17 protein-coding genes and 1 pseudogene are annotated in these 19,813 nt (G+C 61.9%); 15 read left to right on the top strand and 3 right to left on the bottom strand.

Annotated features, from left to right (window positions below; translation table 11 throughout):
• The 8 genes and pseudogenes from X742_RS0137095 to X742_RS153405 form a co-directional block, all read left to right on the top strand.
• Positions 1-429, top strand: a 429-nt coding sequence (locus tag X742_RS0137095) for a FixG Ig-like domain-containing protein (RefSeq protein ID WP_031247992.1), incomplete at its 5' end; no start/stop codon positions are given.
• Complete coding sequence (locus X742_RS153425; protein WP_023772687.1) at positions 426-923, top strand: FixH family protein; 498 nt, start codon at positions 426-428, stop codon at positions 921-923. The genes X742_RS0137095 and X742_RS153425, both read left to right, overlap by 4 nt.
• Positions 920-3,208 carry a cation-translocating P-type ATPase gene (locus X742_RS153420; protein ID WP_023772688.1) on the top strand — a complete coding sequence of 763 codons (2,289 nt, stop codon included), beginning with the start codon at positions 920-922 and terminating at the stop codon, positions 3,206-3,208. Before X742_RS153425 ends, X742_RS153420 begins: the two co-directional genes overlap by 4 nt.
• Positions 3,205-3,345 (top strand): annotated as a pseudogene (gene ccoS / locus X742_RS0137100) (cbb3-type cytochrome oxidase assembly protein CcoS); the annotation flags it as partial. The gene X742_RS153420 and the pseudogene ccoS (X742_RS0137100), both read left to right, overlap by 4 nt.
• A gap of 96 nt (positions 3,346-3,441) precedes the next feature.
• Positions 3,442-4,140, top strand: coding sequence for a CBS domain-containing protein (locus X742_RS153415; RefSeq protein ID WP_023772690.1), 699 nt, complete (start codon positions 3,442-3,444; stop codon positions 4,138-4,140).
• A gap of 210 nt (positions 4,141-4,350) precedes the next feature.
• Positions 4,351-4,428, top strand: coding sequence for a cbb3-type cytochrome oxidase assembly protein CcoS (gene ccoS / locus X742_RS1000000176720; protein ID WP_348524174.1), 78 nt, complete (start codon positions 4,351-4,353; stop codon positions 4,426-4,428).
• Between the two features lie 419 nt (positions 4,429-4,847).
• Entirely contained in the window at positions 4,848-6,029 is a 1,182-nt protein-coding gene (ubiM, locus tag X742_RS153410; RefSeq protein WP_023772692.1) for a 5-demethoxyubiquinol-8 5-hydroxylase UbiM, read from the top strand.
• Positions 6,030-6,323: 294 nt separating this feature from the next.
• The gene (locus X742_RS153405; protein ID WP_023772693.1) at positions 6,324-8,234 is read left to right on the top strand and encodes a bifunctional diguanylate cyclase/phosphodiesterase; all 1,911 of its coding nucleotides are present in this window, start codon (positions 6,324-6,326) and stop codon (positions 8,232-8,234) included.
• A 94-nt stretch (positions 8,235-8,328) separates the two neighbouring features.
• Here X742_RS153405 and X742_RS153400 read toward each other — a convergent pair whose 3' ends face one another.
• Positions 8,329-8,610, bottom strand: coding sequence for a DUF2285 domain-containing protein (locus tag X742_RS153400; RefSeq protein ID WP_081731037.1), 282 nt, complete (start codon positions 8,608-8,610; stop codon positions 8,329-8,331).
• Between the two features lie 104 nt (positions 8,611-8,714).
• On the opposite strand from X742_RS153400, the gene X742_RS1000000172520 reads away from it, so the two are divergent.
• The 7 genes from X742_RS1000000172520 to rlxS all read left to right on the top strand — a co-directional run bounded on the left by X742_RS1000000172520 (position 8,715) and on the right by rlxS (position 15,720).
• A complete protein-coding gene (locus tag X742_RS1000000172520; protein WP_023735803.1) occupies positions 8,715-8,948 on the top strand; it encodes a helix-turn-helix transcriptional regulator in 234 nt (77 codons plus the stop codon).
• Between the two features lie 537 nt (positions 8,949-9,485).
• Positions 9,486-10,448 carry a zincin-like metallopeptidase domain-containing protein gene (locus tag X742_RS153395; protein WP_023772694.1) on the top strand — a complete coding sequence of 321 codons (963 nt, stop codon included), beginning with the start codon at positions 9,486-9,488 and terminating at the stop codon, positions 10,446-10,448.
• Between the two features lie 1,131 nt (positions 10,449-11,579).
• Entirely contained in the window at positions 11,580-11,903 is a 324-nt protein-coding gene (locus X742_RS153385) for a DUF736 domain-containing protein (protein ID WP_023762782.1), read from the top strand.
• 170 nt (positions 11,904-12,073) lie between these two features.
• Positions 12,074-12,343: a helix-turn-helix domain-containing protein gene (locus X742_RS153380; RefSeq protein ID WP_023735797.1), complete on the top strand. Its 270-nt coding sequence runs from the start codon at positions 12,074-12,076 to the stop codon at positions 12,341-12,343.
• The gene (locus X742_RS153375) at positions 12,340-12,888 is read left to right on the top strand and encodes a S26 family signal peptidase (protein ID WP_023772696.1); all 549 of its coding nucleotides are present in this window, start codon (positions 12,340-12,342) and stop codon (positions 12,886-12,888) included. Before X742_RS153380 ends, X742_RS153375 begins: the two co-directional genes overlap by 4 nt.
• Positions 12,876-13,562: a lytic transglycosylase domain-containing protein gene (locus X742_RS153370; RefSeq protein ID WP_023772697.1), complete on the top strand. Its 687-nt coding sequence runs from the start codon at positions 12,876-12,878 to the stop codon at positions 13,560-13,562. The genes X742_RS153375 and X742_RS153370 overlap by 13 nt, the downstream gene beginning before the upstream one ends.
• Positions 13,563-13,749: 187 nt before the next feature.
• Entirely contained in the window at positions 13,750-15,720 is a 1,971-nt protein-coding gene (gene rlxS / locus X742_RS153365) for a relaxase/mobilization nuclease RlxS (RefSeq protein ID WP_023772698.1), read from the top strand.
• A gap of 727 nt (positions 15,721-16,447) precedes the next feature.
• On the opposite strand, the gene X742_RS153360 is transcribed toward rlxS, so the two are convergent.
• Positions 16,448-18,094: an MFS transporter gene (locus tag X742_RS153360; RefSeq protein WP_023772699.1), complete on the bottom strand. Its 1,647-nt coding sequence runs from the start codon at positions 18,092-18,094 to the stop codon at positions 16,448-16,450.
• A gap of 548 nt (positions 18,095-18,642) precedes the next feature.
• Entirely contained in the window at positions 18,643-19,785 is a 1,143-nt protein-coding gene (locus X742_RS153355; protein ID WP_023772700.1) for a PLP-dependent aspartate aminotransferase family protein, read from the bottom strand.
• Positions 19,786-19,813 lie beyond the last annotated feature (28 nt).

The following is a 19,813-nucleotide window of genomic DNA, read 5'->3' on the forward strand; positions in this document are numbered from 1 at the left end:
GTCTACATGGGTATGTGGTCGCTGATCGGCCTGGGCCTGCTCTATTCGCTGCTGACGCGCGACCGGCTCGAAGTGAACGTGCTGCATGACCGCAATCCGCAGTTCGTGACGCTGTCCGACGGTTCGATCCGCAACGGCTATACCGTCAAGCTGCTCAACATGATCCCCGAACCAAGGACGATCATCGTCACGATGCAAGGCTTGCAAGGAGCTGAAATGAGCGTGGTCGGCGACGACGTTCAGGCAGGCCGCTCTTTCGCCATTCCGGTCGAACCCGACCGCCTGAAAATGCTGAAGGTCTTCGTGCGCCAGCCCGCCGATCAAATCCACGGCACGGCGCAGACCTTCACGTTCCGTGTCGAGGACAAGGCGAGCTTCGAGGCGGACGAATACACCGCCACCTTCAACGCGCCGGAGATCGCCAGATGACCGCCAACGCTCACAAATCCCGCGAGTTCACCGGCAAGCACATGTTGACCATCATCCTTGCCTTCTTCGGGGTGGTGATCGCGGTCAATTTGACAATGGCGACGCTCGCCAACACAAGCTGGACCGGCCTTGTGGTCGAAAACACCTATGTGGCGAGCCAGCAGTTCAACAAGAAGGCCGAGGAAGGGCGGGCGCAGGCAGCCCTCGGCTGGACCGGCAAGCTGACCATCGCCTGGGGAGAAGTCCGCTATAGCCTCACCGACGCCGCTGGCAAGCCGGTTCCCTTGCATGCAGTAAAGGTGCTGTTTCGCCATCCCGCCTATGAGAATGAGGATAAGGCCGTCACGCTCGCCCTCGCCTCGGGCGAGGAGTTTGCTGCGCAGCACATGCCGAAGGACGGTGTCTGGATCGTCGAAGTCGACGCCGATGCCGGTCTGGATAGACCCTACCGCGATGTCCGCAGGATCATCATTTCTCATGGAGCGCTGAAATGAGCTGTTGTGCACCGGGCGCCGAAATGGCGCTGGATCTGGTCGGTAGCACATCGGTCCTGCCCTCCAGCCAGGAAATCAAGCTGGCGAGTCGATCGCTTGGCCATGATCTTCGCCAGACTGATCTTTCAGTACCGATGGTTCATTGCGGGGCTTGCATCCAGACAATCGAGACGGCGCTGGGAAAACTCGACAATGTCGAAGGCGCGCGTGTCAACCTGTCGACGAAACGGGTCACGATTCGGTGGCGTGGCAATGAGGTGCCCCCTTTTGTCGCCGCGCTTGGCAGGCTGGGCTACGAGGCGCATTTGTTCGCCCCCGAGGTCGATGATCAAGACAAGACGCTTGCGGAGCTGATCCGCGCCGTCGCCGTTGCCGGCTTCGCGGCCGGCAACATCATGTTGCTGTCAGTCTCGGTCTGGTCCGGCGCCGAAGGTGCTACCCGCGACCTGTTCCATTGGGTCTCGGCGCTGATCGCCATCCCGGCGCTGGCCTTCGCCGGTGGCATCTTCTTCCGCTCAGCCTGGAATGCACTGCGCCACGGCCGCACGAACATGGACGTGCCGATCGCGGTCGGGGTGTCGCTGGCCTACGCCATGAGCCTCTATGAAACCATCAATCATGGCGAACATGCCTATTTCGACGCGTCGGTTTCGTTGCTGTTCTTCCTATTGATCGGTCGCACGCTGGATCACGTAATGCGGGAGCGTGCCCGCACCGCGGTGAAAAGCCTGTCACAACTGGCCGCGCGCGGCGCCATGGTGCTGCGCGGCGACGGTGCACGGGACTATTTGCCGGTCGGCGAGATCGAACCGGGTATGCAGCTGCTGATAGCAGCCGGCGAAAGAATCCCAGTTGACGGCAAGATCATTCAGGGAGCGTCGGATCTCGACTGTTCGCTGGTCTCAGGCGAGAGCACGCCGAAAAACGTGGCGTCAGGCGAAGCCGTGCAGGCTGGCGTGCTCAACCTTACCGGCTCGCTGACGATCGAGGCGACGGCCGCCGCAAAGGATTCGTTCCTGGCGGAAATGGTTCGGCTGATCGAGGCTGCCGAGGGCGGTCGTGCGCATTATCGCCGCATCGCCGATCGCGTGTCGGCACTCTACGCGCCCGTGGTTCATCTCACCGCCTTCGTGACGTTCCTGGGCTGGATGGCGGTGACTGGCGAGTGGCACCGGGCGATGACGATCGCCATCGCTGTTCTCATCATCACGTGCCCCTGCGCGCTTGGCCTCGCCGTTCCAATCGTTCAGGTGGTGGCCGCACGGCGCCTGTTCGAGAACGGCATCATGGTCAAGGACGGCTCGGCCATGGAGCGCCTGGCAACGATCGATACAGCCGTGTTCGACAAGACCGGAACGCTCACGCTTGGCCAGCCCAGGCTCGTCAACACGTCATCGATCGATCCGGCCATGCTGGCAATCGCTGCCGACTTGGCCGCGCATTCGCGTCATCCATATTCAAAGGCCATTGCCGGCTTTGCCGCGCCTGGCGGGCAGCGCAAATTCGATGTCGTCACCGAGCAGCCGGGATTCGGCATCGAAGCCGCTGCCGCCGGAAACATCTGGCGGCTGGGTAGACGCGGATGGGCTGGATGGAAAGCCCGCACCGGCGGCGAAGGCCGACATGGCTATGGCGGGACGGTTCTGACGAAAGACGGGATCATCGTCGCGACCTTCGATTTCGAGGATGCGCTGCGCGTCGATACCAGGGCAGCCATCGACCAGCTGCACAACGCTGGTATGAGCGTGGAGATGCTGTCGGGCGACACCGCGAAAGCCTGCGCAGAGGTTGCGGACGCGCTTGGTGTCGATGACTTCGTTTCCTGCCTGCTGCCGTCCGGCAAGGTTGAACGCATCGAGAGCCTGGCGAGAGACGGGCACAAGGTACTGATGGTTGGCGACGGGCTCAACGATACGCCGGCGCTCAGCGCTGCGCATGTTTCGATCGCACCCGCCACGGCCGCCGACATTGGCCGCAATAGAGCCGACTTCGTTTTTCTGCGCGAAAGCCTCTTGGCGATCCCGCTGGCGCTGGACGTGTCGCGCAAGGCGGGAAGCCTGATCCGACAGAACATAACAATTGCTATCATTTACAATGCTGTGGCGGTGCCGATCGCCATTCTTGGCCATGTTACGCCTCTTATCGCGGCGGTCGCGATGTCAGCCTCGTCATTGCTCGTGATTGGAAATGCCATGCGTCTGCAAGGCTTCGCAACGGGTGCGTCGTCCGCAATTGCGCGGCAAGACAGGCCTGCGCGGGCCGGCGCCTTGGCCAAATCGTCATGACGACGCTCGTCTACCTCATCCCCGTAGCGCTATTCCTTGGCGCACTCGGCCTCTCCGGCTTCCTTTGGGCGTTGAGAAGCGGCCAGTACGAGGATCTCGATGGCGCGGCGGAGCGCATTCTCATCGACAGCGACGACGGCGCGGAGAATACCACTCGCTCCAAGTGCCCCAGATCAAAGCGCCGCGGGTCGGGATGTCCTATCGTCGTCTGACGAAAGATCAGGAGGGTGAGGATGCAAGCCGAATGCATAATGACAAAGCCAGTCATCACGACGGATGCGAACGCAACAATCGCCGAAGCGGTCGAGCTCATGCTTTCCAATAAAGTCAGCTGCCTGCCGATAACGAACAGCGACGGCACCCTGGTTGGCATTGTAAGCAAAAGCGACTTCTTGCGCCGAGAGGAACTCGGAACCCAGCGTGTGCGTCCGCGCTGGCTGGAGCTTGATCTTGGCCCGGGCACAACCGCCAATGACTATGTGCGCTCGAACGGACGGATCATCCATCAGGTGATGAGCCCACAGGTCATCTCGGCGCCTCCTGGCGCCTCGATTGCAGATGTTGTCGACCTGATGATGCAACACCGCATCAACAATATCCCGATTGTCGATCGGGAAAGGGTCGTCGGCATCATCACGCGAACTGATTTGCTGCTTGTCCTGATCCGCGCCATGTCAAAACAGGGCACTACGCCACCCGATGACGACCTGATCCGCAAGGCTATCCTTGCCGAGCTGCAGGGACAAACCTGGAGCGGTGGTGACTTGATCGATGTGAGGGTCAGCAACGGCGTTGTCGAACTGAAGGGGACGATTGTCGACGAGCGTCAACGGAAGGCAGCGATCGTTGCGGCTGAGAAGGTTGCCGGCGTCGGGCAAGTCAAGGACGGCCTCCTCCTCAGTACGGATCCGTTCTCGGTGATGGTTTCATAGCTGCGAAAAAAGCGGGCACGCGGAGCAGAGTCCCTTTGGTTCTGCTCCCTTCCACATCACTTGGACATGAGGCCTTCGGCGAGTTCCTTCGGCGTCTGGCGCCCGTCATGGTCGGAGAGCACGCTGTCGGCAGCAAGACGCCCGTCCTGACGGAAATGCGATGGCCGCTGCCTGTTTTGGTGGGGCTTGGACCGGGGCTTCCTGTGGACCTTGAAGAGCGCCCAATACGAAGATCTTGACGGCTCCGCCGAGCGGGTCCTTATCGATCGGGAAGATCCGCGAGGCTGAACCGGCTGGCGGCGCCAACGACTGTGCGGATGCTGGTCGTCAGTCGACCTAGTCTTCGCTGGCGATTGCCCGCGTCATGACGATACGGCGCGCGTGCGAAGAACGGATCAGCCAATATACGTTGCCGAACCTTTGGCCAGGAGTGGCACGCCGGTTGGGAAGCCGACCATTCAGAATGCCCAGACATGCAGACCTTTTCACGGCAATCGACCACTCGACCGTGAACCCGCCGCCGCCGGGTTTGTCGAGCCTGGTTGATCCAGATCAGCGTTATCTCTTCAACGGCGTGGTTTCATTGACCCGTCTCTGAACGGAGAACGCATGTCTATCGACGCTGGGGAGATGAGCGGCAAACTGTGGGTGATTGCGATGCTTCAAGAGCGCTTCGTATCGCAGATAGCCGCTATGGCGGCACGCTGATGGCCGGCTCTGTGGAGACATTCGACATCATTGTCGTCGGAGCTGGGCCGGTCGGGCTTGCCTTCGCAGCATCGCTCGCCCGGAGCCAACTCAAGGTGGCAGTGGTTGAACGGCAGTCGCTCGACAGCCTGGCGAATCCGGCTTTCGACGGTCGCGAGATCGCGCTGACCCACGCATCAGTGAGAATCCTGCGCGAGCTCGGCGCCTGGGACGCCATCCCCGCATCGGACAAATCACCGCTTCATGGCGCGCGCGTGCTCAACGGATCGAGCCCTTTCGCCCTGTGCTTCGATGCTCTCAGCCGATCTGGGGAACCACTCGGATTTCTGGTCCCAAATTGTCAGATCCGCGATGCCCTGTTCAAAATTGTCTACTTCCAGGACCATGCCCGGCTGCTGTGCGGCAACTCGGTCGTCAATGCAACAAATAGCGAAGACGGGGCGGTCATAACGCTTTCTGATGGCAGGCAATTGGCCGCTCGGCTGCTCGTCGCAGCGGATTCGCGTTTGTCCGCGATGCGCGACCTGCTCGGCATTGGCGCAAACATCCATCCGCTTGGCCACTCCATGCTGATTTGCCGAGTGAGGCACGAGCGCTTCCATCACCAGATCGCGGTCGAATGGTTCGACCACCATCAGACCATCGCGATGTTGCCGCTCATGGGAGGCGTGTCGTCGCTGCTTCTGACTTTGCGCTCAAGTGAGGCCGACAGACTGTTTGCTCTCGACGACGAATTGTTCCTCATGGAATTGATGAACCGGTGTCGAGGACGTCTCGGAGAGATGACCCTGGCAAGCACCCGCCATGCCTATCCGCTGGTCACGACCTGGGCGCACAAGTTCTCGGCTCCGAGTGCGGCACTGATCGGAGACGCTGCCATCGGCATGCACCCGGTGACCGCGCATGGCTTCAACATCGGCCTCAGCGGCCAGAAGCAACTCGCTCATAAAATACTGACAGCATGTCGCGCCCGCCGCGACATTGCCGATCCCGACATGCTCGGCAGATACGAAAGCCGGCTGCGGCTGTCGGCGGCGCCGCTCTATCATGCCACCAACATGCTTGTCGGTCTTTACTCAAGCGAGCACCCGGCGGCACGGCTTGCAAGACATGCTGGGCTCCGCTTTGCCCAACATCTTCCCTTTGTCCGCCATGGCATTTCGGCCATGCTCAGGCGGTGAATCGCACAGAGCGCTGCCGCTCTGGAACGCTGTCTCGGCGAGGCTTCCTTGTCTTGCTGGCGCGCGTCGTCGCGGGGCAAGGCTGTCTCCTGGTGACGTTGCCGATCATGGCATGATTTGGATCAAGGCACGCGCGCGGGCGAAGCCTTGATGATTCGGCAATGCTAAGCCAAAGGTGTGACCCGAAGCGTGGTGAGCGCACTGGTTACCCTCGCTGGGTAGTTAACCCGTCCTTCAGTGGGCTTGCATAGGTTTGGTCCTCGCGAACAACGACGCAAGCAAGCTGGTCCATTCATGGCACACCTAAAGGAAGAAGAATCGCTGGAGGCCAAAATCCGTCAGGATCAGCTTGCTGACCTGAGGGCCGGGCTCTTCGTGTCGATGCCGATAAGCGCGATCCTGTCAGGCCTGATTTGCGCGGTGCAGGCCCTTTCTGGCGGCGGCTTTGCCGCTGCAAGCTGGTTCCTGGTCGTCAATGCGCTAAATGCCGCCCGGCTTGCACTCGCCCGTTTTCAGCTAAAGGAAACGGGGCGCCATCAGGATTTGCTTGGCGTTTTGCCGCGCCTTCGCATGTTTGGCGTCCTTGCCCTTCTGGCAGGGTTTGCCTGGTCCTTCCCGGCCGTCCTGACTGTTGGATACACAACACCACAAGCACCGATGCATCTGGTCATACTGGCGGGCATTTCAGCTGGTGCGGTTACATATGGCAGTTCGTATGCCGCGGCGGCGACCAGCTTCATCACACCTCCACTCCTCATCACGGTGGCGTGCCTTTTGGCGAAAGGCAATTTTGAACGCTACATTCTGGCTTCCACCGTTCTGCTCTTCATGGGCGGCTTGGTCCGAGCTTCGTTTGTTGGGCAGGCGCGCTTCCGCGAAGCAAGCCGACTGAGACATGAGGCAGAGCGATTTGCGTCGGAAATGGAGCGCAACTCCAAGGAGGACCATCTGACCGCCCTTCTCAACAGGCGGGGCCTCGAACACGCCATCGGTCGGTTCAAGACCGCGGATGGCCCCTTCGTGGCAATGCTGATTGATCTGGACGGCTTTAAATCTGTCAACGACACCTATGGTCACAGGACCGGTGATGAACTGCTTGTCATGATCGCCCGCCGCATAGAGCAGGAAGCACCCGAAGGCTCAACGCTCGCTCGTATCGGCGGCGATGAATTCGTGCTGGTTTTTCCCTCAACGAGAGCTTCGCTTTCTGCCAGTGATCTCGCCTCCAATATCATAGCCAAAATTGCTCGCCCCTATATCGAGGTCGCGTCCGTGCGGGTCGGGGCATCGATAGGGATATACTTGGCGCAGACGCCGAGCCTGACTGAAATGTTGTTGCGGGCGGATATCGCCCTGTATACGGCCAAGCGCCATGGCAGGAACGAATTTTGCCTGTTCGATGCCGAACTCGACAGGGAACTGCAACGTCGCCAGTCCATCGAACGGGATCTTCATTCGGCGATAAAGACGGGACAATTGCAACCTTGGTTCCAGCCGATCGTGAAACTCGAAACCGAGACCGTGGTCGGTTTTGAAGCCTTGCTGAGATGGTGCCATCCGACGCATGGTGCCATCTCTCCACCCGAAATAATCACAGCCGCACGCGAAACCGGAATGCTTCAGCTGCTGACGCAAACCGTATTCGCCGACTGTTGTGCTTTTATCGACGGCTTGGTGAAGGCTGACTGTCGTAACATTCGTGTGGCGATGAATGTTTCCCCTCGCGAACTGGAAGCCGGCGATATCGACGACATGGTTCTGCATGGTCTGGCGGCAAGAGGCCTGCCTGCGACGATGTTCGAAATCGAGATTACCGAAGAATCGCCGGTGGACCCGGACAGAGTGGATGAAAAGCTCGGACGGCTTTCACATGCCGGTATTTCCATCGCGCTCGATGACTTCGGCACCGGCTTTTCTACCTTGGCATCTCTCAAGGACCGTCGGATACGCAAGGTGAAAATAGACCAGGGCTTCATTCGCGGCTTGGCCAAGTCCCGAGAGGACCGACTGCTTGTCAAATCGGTCATCGAACTCGGTGAGATGCTCGGGATCGAGGTCATGGCCGAGGGCGTCGAAACAGAGGCGGATCGGCAAACCCTGCACAAGCTTGGCTGCCGAACCGCTCAAGGCTTCCTCTTCTCCAAGGCTGTGCCTTTGATGCAAGCACTGGAAATGGCAGTCAAACAGCACGCGAACCAGTTGTGACCGCTCCCGCCGCGCCGGCTGTCGCGGCCGTGCGCTGCCGAATTTGGCTACAGAGACTTGCCTGCTCGAAACACGTGGCAGTGGGCGTTGTGCATCAGCCGGCGAACAGTTCCTTGTAGCCGGTCGTCACCATCCAGTTCGCACGGTCGATATGGCTGCGAAGTGCTTTGCGGGCGCGGACCGGGTCAATGGACGGGTCGATGCCGAGAATGCGCTCGGCCATCTCCTTTTCGCTGGCATTGTCGGCGCAGGCATCCAGGATCCGCAGGTAGATTGTGAAATGCTCCCTGTCGTAGCTCGTGAGGTTCTCCGACCAGGGGACTTCATCGCTCAAAGTTGAGCTTCGAGTCTCATCTGTTCCCATTGGTCCATTCATGCCTGCGAACCTCGCCTGTGAGCGCACGCAGTATATCCCAAAATGGGATAATCCGAAACCGGGATTAGTCGCTGATCCGGTCTTTACCCGACCGGTTCGCCTCCATGCCCAAATCCCTTCGATCGCCCCGCCACCAGCGGTTTCTGGCCCAGCTGGTTTCGCTGCGCAAGGCCAAAGGCCTGACCCAGGAGCAGCTGGCTGACAAGCTTGGTCGTCCCCAATCCTTCGTGGCCAAGTACGAGGGCGCAGAGCGGCGTCTCGACGTCATCGAGTTTCTCGACATAACTGCGGCCATTGACGCTGATCCGTGCGAGATTCTGTCCAGCCTCCGGTCCTAGCGGGCGCGCCGCATCTATCATGATCCGGACAGGAATATTGTCTAGGACAATGCCTCAATTTGTTGAAAGGCGAGCGCTGGTTTTCGGAGGAAGCCGCGCGCACGGCGGCGGTGCCTGTGGGTTCTCGACGTAACTCGCCGCCTGACCATGTGCGAAAAAACTTGGCTGCGCCCGCGCGCCTGACGACGCGCACCAGGTGCTCGTGAACCGAGCCCGCTTTTCTTCGGCAAGCTCAGGCGGTCTCGGCCATTCGGCTTCGCCCCTTGGCGTGGGCAGCCCTTCGGGCTGTGACGGCCGCCGCCCTTGCGGGCGGCGCGGTTTGTCTGTTGGCCTTTCCCGGCGGCGCGGGGTGGGCGGCACTCCCTTCTAGACCCGCCGCGGCAGCCCGCAACCCTTCGCGTGCCGGTCAGGGTCCTCCTCTTCGTTCCGGTCCTTCGGATGCGGTCCGCCTACCACGGCGGGCCTTTCCGGTCGCGACTCGCCGCCCACCCCGCTTCCGGGGAAAGGCGCGGCGATTGGTGAGCGGAGGATGAAACGATGCATGCAAACAGCAAGCGTACCACCAGCGGAGAGGCTGGCGCAGGCAACGGCAGGCGCCCGGGCGCCAGCCTCTATCAGGAGATCACAGACCGCATCATTGCCGAGCTGGAGCGCGGTACCGTGCCATGGGTCAAGCCATGGGGCAGCGCAAAAGCAGGCCTTGGCCTGCCGAGGAATGCGTCCACGGGGCGCAGCTATTCCGGCATCAATATCCTCATCCTGTGGGGCGCCGTCATCGAGCGCGGCTATCCCAGCCAGAATTGGCTGACCTTCCGGCAGGCGCTTGCCCTGGGCGGCAATGTCAGGAAAGGCGAGCGCGGCACGACCATCGTGCATGCCGACCGCTTTGTCCCCAAGGACGAGAAGGAGCGCGCACGCCACGAGGGCGATGCACCACAGGCCGTGCCTTTTCTGAAGCGCTTCACCGTCTTCAATGTCGCGCAGTGCGACAGTCTTCCGGAACCCCTCCATGCCCCCGCCGAGCCGCTGCCTCAGTGCGAGATCGTGCCGCAGGCCGAAACCCTGATTCGCGCCAGCGGTGCGGATTTCAGGGTCGGCGGCGATCGCGCTTTCTACATGCCGGGCAGCGACCACATTCAGGTGCCGCCGCAGCCAGCGTTCCATCAGCAGATCGACTATTACCGGACCTGCTTTCACGAGCTTGGCCACTGGACCGGCCACCCGACGCGGCTTGCTCGCGACCTCTCCGGCTCGTTCGGCTCCAAGGCTTACGCGCGTGAAGAATTGGTCGCCGAAATCACTGCCGCCTTCGTCTGCAGCAATCTCGGCATCGAGCCGACCGTGCGTCACGCCGATTACATCGGCTCATGGCTGAAGGTGCTGCGCGAGGACAACCGCGCTATATTCCGTGCCGCCAGCCTCGCTTCGAAGGCCGCCGATTTCCTGCTTGGCCTTCAGGCCGATGCCGAAGGCGAGGCGCAAGAAGGGATTGCGGCATGACGATGCACCATGCTCAACTGGCCGACGCCGCAAAGCGAGCAGATGCCCATTTCTGACGGCGCCGGAACTCACCGGCCCGATGCTGAACTATGCCGATCTGCATCGCCAAGGTGCGCCCCGAGCCGCAGCGCGCAGCCAACGAGACAGTGACTGCCAGCCTTGCCGGCTGCAAGGCTGACGCCGCATTCGGCAATATGCGGCACAAGCTGTTGGCCTGCCCGGTGGTGGCCAGCGGCAATCGCGACCCCTTGCTGCCGCCGGCATGTTCGCGCGCAAGGTGGGCGCTTGGCGACGACAATATCGTGCGCATCGTCGGCATATGGCGGCAACCGGACAATGGCGTTTCGATCGCTTGCGCGACAAGGAAATCGCCGTTTCGATGCTCGCCGAAATCGGCGGCAAGCATGGCGCGGACAGCAGTTTCGCCTGGGAGGTCCGCGGCTTCCTGGTGGCGAGAATGGCCGCCGCCTCAAGTTGAGGCCTGGCTGCACGCTGGATCAAATTCCCGGCCGAAAGCTGCCCAGCCGCGAGGCCTTCCTATTCGCCGATCTGTGCGCAAGGAAGCAGTCGCTGTTCGTGGCGAATAGTCGATCAGGGCCCGAGCGGCGTTTTCTCGAGTACTGCCGCTAAGGACGCGCGCGCCGCTCCGGGCCGCGCCGGCTCCGATTGATCGTCTTGCCGAGCCAGTGCCGCGTGCGATAAATTCCAACGCCAATTCGCCCCCATTTCGGCAGCCCGCACCGGCCCGAATTGCTTGCTGAGGCGCTAGGCGCGTGGGTCCAATTGCCAATCCGATTGCCGAGAGAGCCCGCGCCGCCGGCCCCCCGCATATTGCCGCCTGCTCGTTGTGCCCCCGATCGCGCAACCTGTCTCCATTGTGTCTCAGGGACCATTCCCCTGCGCCTGGCTTGACGACCTATGGGCGGATCCGGCCCGCCCGAAACCCTCGCCGGCAGCTTTTTTCCCCGCCGCCTGCGGCGGCTTCCTCGCGCCGCTTCGCTTCAAAAAAACTCCCCGCTCGGGTCCTCCGCTATCGCTGCGGCCGTGCCGGTTCCGGCGGTCCGGACTCGCCCATCACGGTCCGCCATCGCAGGGGAATGGTCCCCTGCGAGCACCAAGAGGAGACTGAAAATGACCGCAATCGGATACGTCACCAAACAGGAAAACGGCGGCTACAAGGGCCAGCTCAAGACGCTCAGCGTCCGCGCCGACATCGACATCGTGCCCAATCAGGCAAAGAGCGCCGACACCCATCCCGACTTCCGGGTGCTGACGCAAGGGGTCGAAGTGGGTGCGGCCTGGATCCGCACCGGTGAGACCTCCGGCAAGGACTATGTGAGCCTGTCGATTGCGGCCCCCGAGTTTGGCCCGCGCAAGCTCTACGCCAATCTGGGCCGCGCCGCCGGCCAGGATGACGACGACACTTACGCCATCATCTGGAACCCGGTCGACTGACCGGCCGACCCGCAAGGCCCTGCGCCGCCAACCGGCGCAGGGCCTCTCTCAGGACCCGTGAGGCCGCCGAAGGGGGCGGCGAAAACTCGCCCCCCACTCTTCGCCCGTCCCCAAAACGATCTCGCTTGCCGATCCTCGCCTCGCTTGCCCGTAACGAACCGAGGATCATCATGGACGACGAAAACGAACGCGCAGCCCGCGCCAAGAAGGGCAGTCCGTTTCTCAACACCGCGCAGGCGGCCTTCTATATCGGGCTGTCCCAGCGCACGCTGGAGAAGATGCGCCTCAAAGGCGGTGGCCCACAATTCCGCAAGCACGGCCGCTATGTCCGCTATCACATCGACGAACTCGACGACTGGTCGAAAGGGCACGCGCAGGAGACCGCGCCCGAGGATGGCGCGCACGAATCCGGCTCGGCCGGTGAGGGAGGCCGCTCATGAGCCGGCGTCCCACCATCCGTCTGATCGGCAGCCATCTGCGGCGCATTCGAGCCCGCAAGACGATCGTCGTTGCCACAATCGGCCTTGGCCTGATCGGCTTCGCCGCCTTCGGCAAACCATCGCCCTGGCTGGTCTGGAACGCCTCGGCGAGTGCGCCGGTCGGCCTCTATCGCGTCGCATCCGGATCGCCCGCTCTTGGTGATCTCGTACTCGTCCGCCCACCAAGACCGGTCGCCGATCTCGCCGCCGAACGCTTCTATCTGCCCAGCAACGTGCCGCTGATCAAGCGCCTTGCGGCGCTGCCCGGCGAGCATGTCTGCACCTTCGGCGACGCCATCATCATCGGCGGCGAGATAGCCGCGCGCCGGCTTGCAACCGACACGCAGCACCGTCCGCTGCCTTGGTGGAATGCATGCCGAAAACTCGCCGCCGACGAGGTTTTCCTGCTCGGCAGCGATAAAGATCGCTCGTTCGACAGCCGCTATTTCGGGCCGGTGCCGACCGAAAATATCATCGGGAGGCTCGTGCCGCTATGGACCGAGTGACCCTCCTTATGCTGAGCATGGCGTGTCTCGCACCATGCTCCTGTTCCGCCGCGACCAACACGAAGCCGGTCGTCATCTCCCATAGTCCGCAGCTTGCAAGATGGCAGCCCTTCGTAGCCGAAGCAAGCCGGCGTTTCAGCATTCCACAGACCTGGATTTATGCCGTCATGGATGCCGAAAGCCGGGGGCAGACGACGCTCAATGGGCGGCCGGTCACGTCGAGCGCCGGCGCCATTGGCCTCATGCAGGTGATGCCAGCCACCTACGAGGAGTTGCGCGCAGAGCTTGGCCTGGGAGCCGTCCCACACGACCCTCGCGACAACATTCTCGCAGGCACTGCCTATCTGCGCGCCATGTATGACCGCTTCGGATTTCCAGGCCTGTTTGCAGCCTATAACGCCGGGCCGAAGCGCTACGAGCAGCATTTGCAGCGCGGGCGACCGCTGCCCAGCGAGACGGTTTCGTATCTGGAAGAGATCAAGGCGGCGGGCATTTCGGCCGGCGATATGGACGCGCTCACCGGCAAATCCCGTTCCAAAAGCGCGCCGGGAATCCCGTCCGGGCAGTCGCTGTTTTTTCTCCGAAACGGTGTTTCCGTGACCGGCCCGAATGGCCAACTCCTGGTGCCGCTCGGATCGGAGCGAGCAAGATCAGGCCGGCCGGATCGCAGGTGAGGGCAGCGGCTACCGTGGTTCGGGCGGGGGCCAGGGAGGCAGGTCCGCGGAAGGCAAGATAAAGGCAGCGCCTCCTGGAGGCGGCGAAGTGTTTGTCTGCACATCCTTTTCCCAGGAGGTTGCCTCCGGGTCCAGGAGGGTCTGGCGGGCAAGCTTCTGATTTTGCTGCTGGTTCATCGGAGGCCGCATGCAGGATGACGAATTCACGCCGAAGCTCGGCAAAATTGGCTCGCGCGGCTCGAAGGCGGGCAAACGCTACGCTGGCCAGGTGCAGGCCGCGATCAACCGAGCAGGCGGCAGGAGCGGACGCGGCAGCCGCTTCATCGGAAGCCGGGTGGGGCGCGGCGGGGCCGCTGCCGCCGTTCTTAGAGCGCGCGACCGCCACGCGGCGTTTCGGCAGCGGCGCGCAGTCGTCAAGGCACGCATCGTCAAGCTGGCCGGCAAGGGAGTCGACGGGGCTCGTGCGCACCTCCGCTACCTCCAGCGCGACGGCGTCACCCGGGAAGGCGAGCGTGGCGAGCTCTACGCTGCCGACAATGACCGCGCGGACGGCAGGGCCTTTCTCGATCGCGCGAACGGTGACCGTCATCAGTTCCGCTTCATCGTCGCCCCTGAAGACGGTATCGAGTATGATGACCTGAAGCCGCTCACCCGGCGCCTCATGGCGCAAATGGAAGAAGACCTCGGCACCAGGCTAGACTGGGTGGCCGTCGACCATTTCAACACCGGCCATCCCCACACCCACATCATCGTGCGCGGCAGGGACAATCACGGCGAAAACCTCGTCATAGCGCGGGACTACATCTCCTCTGGCTTGCGCGAGCGCGCAGCCGAACTGGTTAGCCTCGACCTTGGCCCGCGCACCGACCGCGAGATCGAGCAGCGCTTGCGCCAGGAGATGGAGCAGGAACGCTTCACCAGCATCGACCGGCAGCTGATGCGCATGCGCGACGATGAGGGGTGTGTCTCACTGGCCAGCCGAGACACCTTTCGCCAGACGCTGCACCAGGGCCGCCTGCGCAAGCTCGAGCGGATGGGCCTCGCCGAGGAGATGCCTGCCGGTCGCTGGCGCCTGGAGGATGAGCTCGAAGCCACGCTACGCCGCATCGGCGCGCGCGGCGACATCGTCAAGACCATCCATCGCGAGCTGACCGGCAAGGGGCTCGTCCGCAGTGCCGCCGACCATCTTATCCACGATCGATGCGACGGGTCGGCTCAAACCGTGGTCGGACGTGTCGTCGGGCGCGGGCTGGCCGACGAAATGACTGACCGCCATTACCTCGTCGTCGACGGCGTGGACGGCAAAAGCCACTATTTTGATATCGGCAAAGGCGAGGCCACCCAACCGACACCAGAGGGCTGCATAGTGCGGGTCAGGCCGAGGGACACCGGGCCAAGAAAAGTCGACCGCACAATTGCCGGCATCGCCACGGTCAACGACGGGCGCTACAGCATCGATATACATCTCAAGCATGACCACTCGGCCACCGAACGCTTTGCCGAAACGCACGTGCGGCGACTGGAGGCGATCCGCCGTGCGACCGGTGGCGTCGAGCGCGAGCCGGACGGCACATGGACAGTCGCGCCCGACCATCTCAACCGCGTCGCGGATTACGAGCGTCAGCGAGCGAGGGCCCAGCCTGTTGTCGTTGACAAGCTCTCATCAATGCCGCTGGAGAGCCAAGTAGGCTTCGACGGCGCCACCTGGATCGACCAGGAGCTGGTATCAGCCCACCCTGAGTCCTTGCGCGACTCTGGCTTCGGTCGCGAAGTACGTCAGGTCCAGGCCCGCCGACAGCAGTGGCTGATCGCGCAAGGTCTTGCCCATGATGCGCAGGATCGGGTCATCTATCGCGCCAACATGCTTTCAATGCTGCGCCAACGAGAGCTGAACCGTGTTGCCAGTCAGCTCTCGGACGAACTCGGGCTCTCGTATTCTGAAGCGCGGCATGGCAATCGAATAGACGGAACGCTGCGCCGCTGCGTCGAGCTCGCCGGCGGAAAATACGGTGTCATCGAGAAATCGCGCGAGTTCACGCTGGTGCCTTGGCGGCCGGTGCTTGAGCATCATATCGGCAAGGAGGTGTCTGGCGTGGTGCGCGCCGAGGGGATTTCCTGGACGATCGGACGCCAGAGGAGCGGGCCCGGCGTTTCGTGAACTGGCTACAATTTATTTGTCCGCGTTGAAACACATACTCAGCCCAGACGGAGTTCCTCCGCCTGCTGCTTGCTCGCAGCATTCATTTGGCGGAGAGTCAGTGTTCTGCATTTTGTAGTTCGCTCTGTCAAAAAGCGCTGGGAATATGCATCATGTTCTGCGTTGACACGGAAGGCGCGCCGACAGGTGCTGCGGATCGGCTCCCGATGGGCTGCCAGCTAGAAAGGTGGGCTGACTCGTGACAGCGAAAGGGGCTCTGGCGGCCGCGGTAGGGCGACGCGAGTTCTGGCATCGAGGATGAAGCCGCACTTCCCTCATTCTACTCGCAGGACCGGCAGACGCGGCGGTCGCCCGTGCGAGCAACCATGCTGTTGGCCCTGGCGTGAACTGGCAGTCCGTCCCGGGGGGACTTTGTAACGGAGAAAACTAGGCGGAAAGAGGCGCGCGGCCCGTCTCCCCAGCAACCCGCCTTGCGGATTCCTCCTCTGCCCGCTTCGCAGACGGGGATACCCTCCGCCCCCTTGCTATTCGTTGCCCGCCGCTATGCAAAGGACAGGCGACCTGAATCCGTGCTCAAGCCGATCTGGCGGCAGAGAGGGGGGTCTCGGGCGGAACATGGGACCCGTGATGGACATAATTGCCACGCGAATCCTCATGCTCGCCTAACCGGCCGGAACGATTTGCAATAGCTCGTTCCGTGTCCAAGCCCAGACAAGTCTTGGTTTTCTCACGGGCGCGATACAAAAGGCACAGGCTGGACTTGGCTGCCGGGGGCGGGGCTTGTCGACCGCTCGATTGAAAGTGAGATGCGAGGCGGAGAATCACCCATGTGCAGAGCGGCAAGGCGCTCGCCTATGTCCCTGTCATTCACCGTTAGTCGATGGTTTAGACGAAGATAGTCCGTCCATGTCGGCGTGCGGAATGTCTCGGTCCAAAGCGTCGACTTCTGAAGGTCGCGCTGGAGGGTCCAGTCCCGCGCACCGGCGCGGCTCTGAACGCGCCGCCTTTCGCGCATGCAGCTCAGAAATTCATCGATACTCTCCTCGAGTATCGAGTACTCCATCTTGATCACGATCGGACCGCTCCTGGGCTTCAAAGGGAGGGCCAGTTCTGGTGGCCTGAAGTCGACGGCCGCTTGATCCGATTCCTCCCATAGCCGCACCGGCAATAGCTTCCCCACAGCCGCGACCAGCAACAGTGCCGCTGCAGCACCTTCCAAAGCCCACGTCAGCGAATAGTACTGCGCGACAGCACCCCAGATCCAGCTACCCGCTGCCATGCCGCCGTAGGTCAGGGCGTAATAGATGGACAGGGTGCGACCAACGACCCACCTTGGGCTTGCCAACTGCACACACACGTCGGTTCCGGTCCAGGTGACAACCCAGCCAGCGCCACCGATTGCAAGCGCGATCGCCGCCACAGCCACCGACGATGTGAGGGCCATCAAAAGGCAGCACGTTGCGCAAGCAACGGATGCGAGCGTGATCAATCGGTTCTGGGACGTGATGCGTCTCAAGTAGCTGCTGCCAATGCCGGCGATGAAGGCGCCTGTACCGAAGCCGGCCAATAGCACGCCGTAAACAATTGGCCCTCCCGCCAGCTGGTCGCGAACCAGGAGGGGGAGCAAAGCAAGGATCGAGATGCTTGATAGCCCGAACAGGGTTGCACGCACGATCGCCACTCTGATCTCTGAGGATATCGCCGTGAATCGCATGCCATCATGAATGGCCGTAGTCATCCGCTCGCGCGGAAGAGGCGAAGAGCGAACTTGCCACTGTGAGCGCAGAACAGCCCTCAACGGGACCAGGTCACTTAGCGCAGCGAGGGCGAAAGCCGTAAGGGGGCCCAGCAAAGCTAAGATTACACCGCCCAGCGCCGGTCCTATGCTCCGAACCACGTTGTACCCCACCGACATCAGCGTCACTGCAGCGGGTATGTCGCGCTTTTCCAGGATATCGCCGACCGAGGCGTGCCAGGCTGGATCGTTCAAGGCAAAGCCGCATCCGGCCAAGAAACTCAGTCCCAGGATTAGCCATGGACTAGCAAAGCCCAGTCCCACAGAGAGTGTCAGCGCCGTGGATGCCAGTGCGATCAGGCAGTGTCCGGCAAGCATCACGCCACGGCGGCTGAAGCTGTCTGCAATGGCTCCAGCAAGGATCGACAAGAAGAACGCGGGCAGTGTCGATGCAGCCTGTACGAGCGCAACCATCAGATCGGAGGCTGAAATCGTGGCCATGAGCCAGCTTATAGCCACGCTCTGCACCAGCCAGCCAAGGCTGGATATCTGCGTGGCTGTCCAGATAGAACGAAAGACCGGGTTGTGAAGAGGGATCAGTGTGTTTGCCGCAAAGCGCGGAGGATCTTGACGCCGCATCACTTCTCGCCTCCACTGGGTGTCGTTCTTCCGCTCATTTGCTTGCAGCGGTGCGCTCTGTGCACTGACTGCGTCACAACGAAGTTCCGAGATCGCGCTCTCAACAAGGACAATGAGGCATCCACGGTGCTGATGCGCGTTGAGGTACCAACCTGGCCGTTAGCTGATGGGTCCCGCAGCCCGCTTGGTGCGGTCAGTTCTGCCCTGCGACTCTTGGCTTTGGACGGTGCTAGCGCCCCGATGGCCGGCTTGTCAAACTGCCGTAGTGCCAGCACATCCATCCCATCTGTTGACCGCGATCTCCGACGAGGTTGAGCATCAGCAGGTCAACGGCAAATCTGGGTATTTCCGCTTCCGTCGGGCGCGTGGCCATCGTCCGGAAACCCGAAGACGTTCATCACCCATGCGACCACGCGCCCGAGACGATGCGACACGGCGGTGGCGGTTCACCAGAGGACGTGCGTTCTACTCAGCAGGAACATTGTTCTGCCGATCGTCGGCTGCGCCAGCCGCAACATAAAGCGGCGCCAGAGTTCTTGCACCCGTCATTAGACTCCCGCTTTGCAAGTTTCGACTAGGGCCTGCATCAGGTCATCGATAATGTCCTGAGGATGTTCAAGCCCTACAGAAATTCGCAGCAATCCGCCTGGCGCTTTGGACTTCGCACCTTCAACGGATGCGCGATGCTCAATCAGAGAATGCGTCCCGCCAAGGCTTGTCGCCCGGACAACAATCTTCAGGCGGCCGGCCACGGCCATTGCAGCATCGGCTCCGCCCTCGACGATAAAAGATAGCATCGCTCCGTAATGGCTCATTTGCCGCGTAGCAAGATCGTGTCCCGGATCAGTTTGCAGACCAGGAAAGAGCACTTTTTCGACGCGCGGATGAGACGCCAGGGCCTCGGCCACTTTCTGGGAGCCTTCGCAATGGGCGCGCATGCGGACCGGCAATGTCTGCAGACCCCGCAACGCCAGCCAACAGTCGAAGGGCGCTGCGACGCTGCCCTTGTGTTTCTGGACCATCCGCAATGGGCGACCGAGGGGTGACGCGTTTGGGACAATGACGACACCGGCCATCAAATCCGAGTGGCCGCCAATGTACTTTGTCGCCGAGTGCATCACTGCGTCTGCCCCGATTTCGAGTGGCAGTTGAAGCACTGGGGTGGCCCACGTATTGTCCACCACCGCCAAGGCGTTTGCCTCGTGCGCGATTGCGCAGATGGCCGCAATGTCGACAACGCGGATCATCGGGTTTGACGGCGTCTCGATCCAGACGAGCCCAGTCCGCTTCGATGTCACCGCGGCGCGCAAAGCGTCCAAATCGCGCATGTCGACTGGGGCAAAGTCGAAGCGAGACCCAATGTCGGTCTCTTCGATCAGCGAACGAATGCCGAAATACATGTCATCCGGCAGAACGATCCGACCCGCCGACGGATGGCTCTCGAAAACTGCAGCGATTGCGGCCATGCCCGAAGCGAAGGCGATGCCGTCTTCCCCTCCCTCAAGCGTCGCCATGGCCGCCTCGAACGCATTGCGTGTAGGATTTCCATCCCTTGTGTATTCGAAGCCGGACGGAAATGACCCGTTGACACCGCGTTCGAACGTCGTGCTGGTGTGCAGCGGCATGGATACGGCCCCCGTGGACGCGTCGACCCCTCGGCCGCAGTGGATCGCCTTCGTCTCAAAACGCATCGGTTATTTCCTTCCTAACGGGCAGTTG

The organism is Mesorhizobium sp. LNHC229A00, assembly GCF_000502415.1.
Taxonomy (GTDB): domain Bacteria; phylum Pseudomonadota; class Alphaproteobacteria; order Rhizobiales; family Rhizobiaceae; genus Mesorhizobium.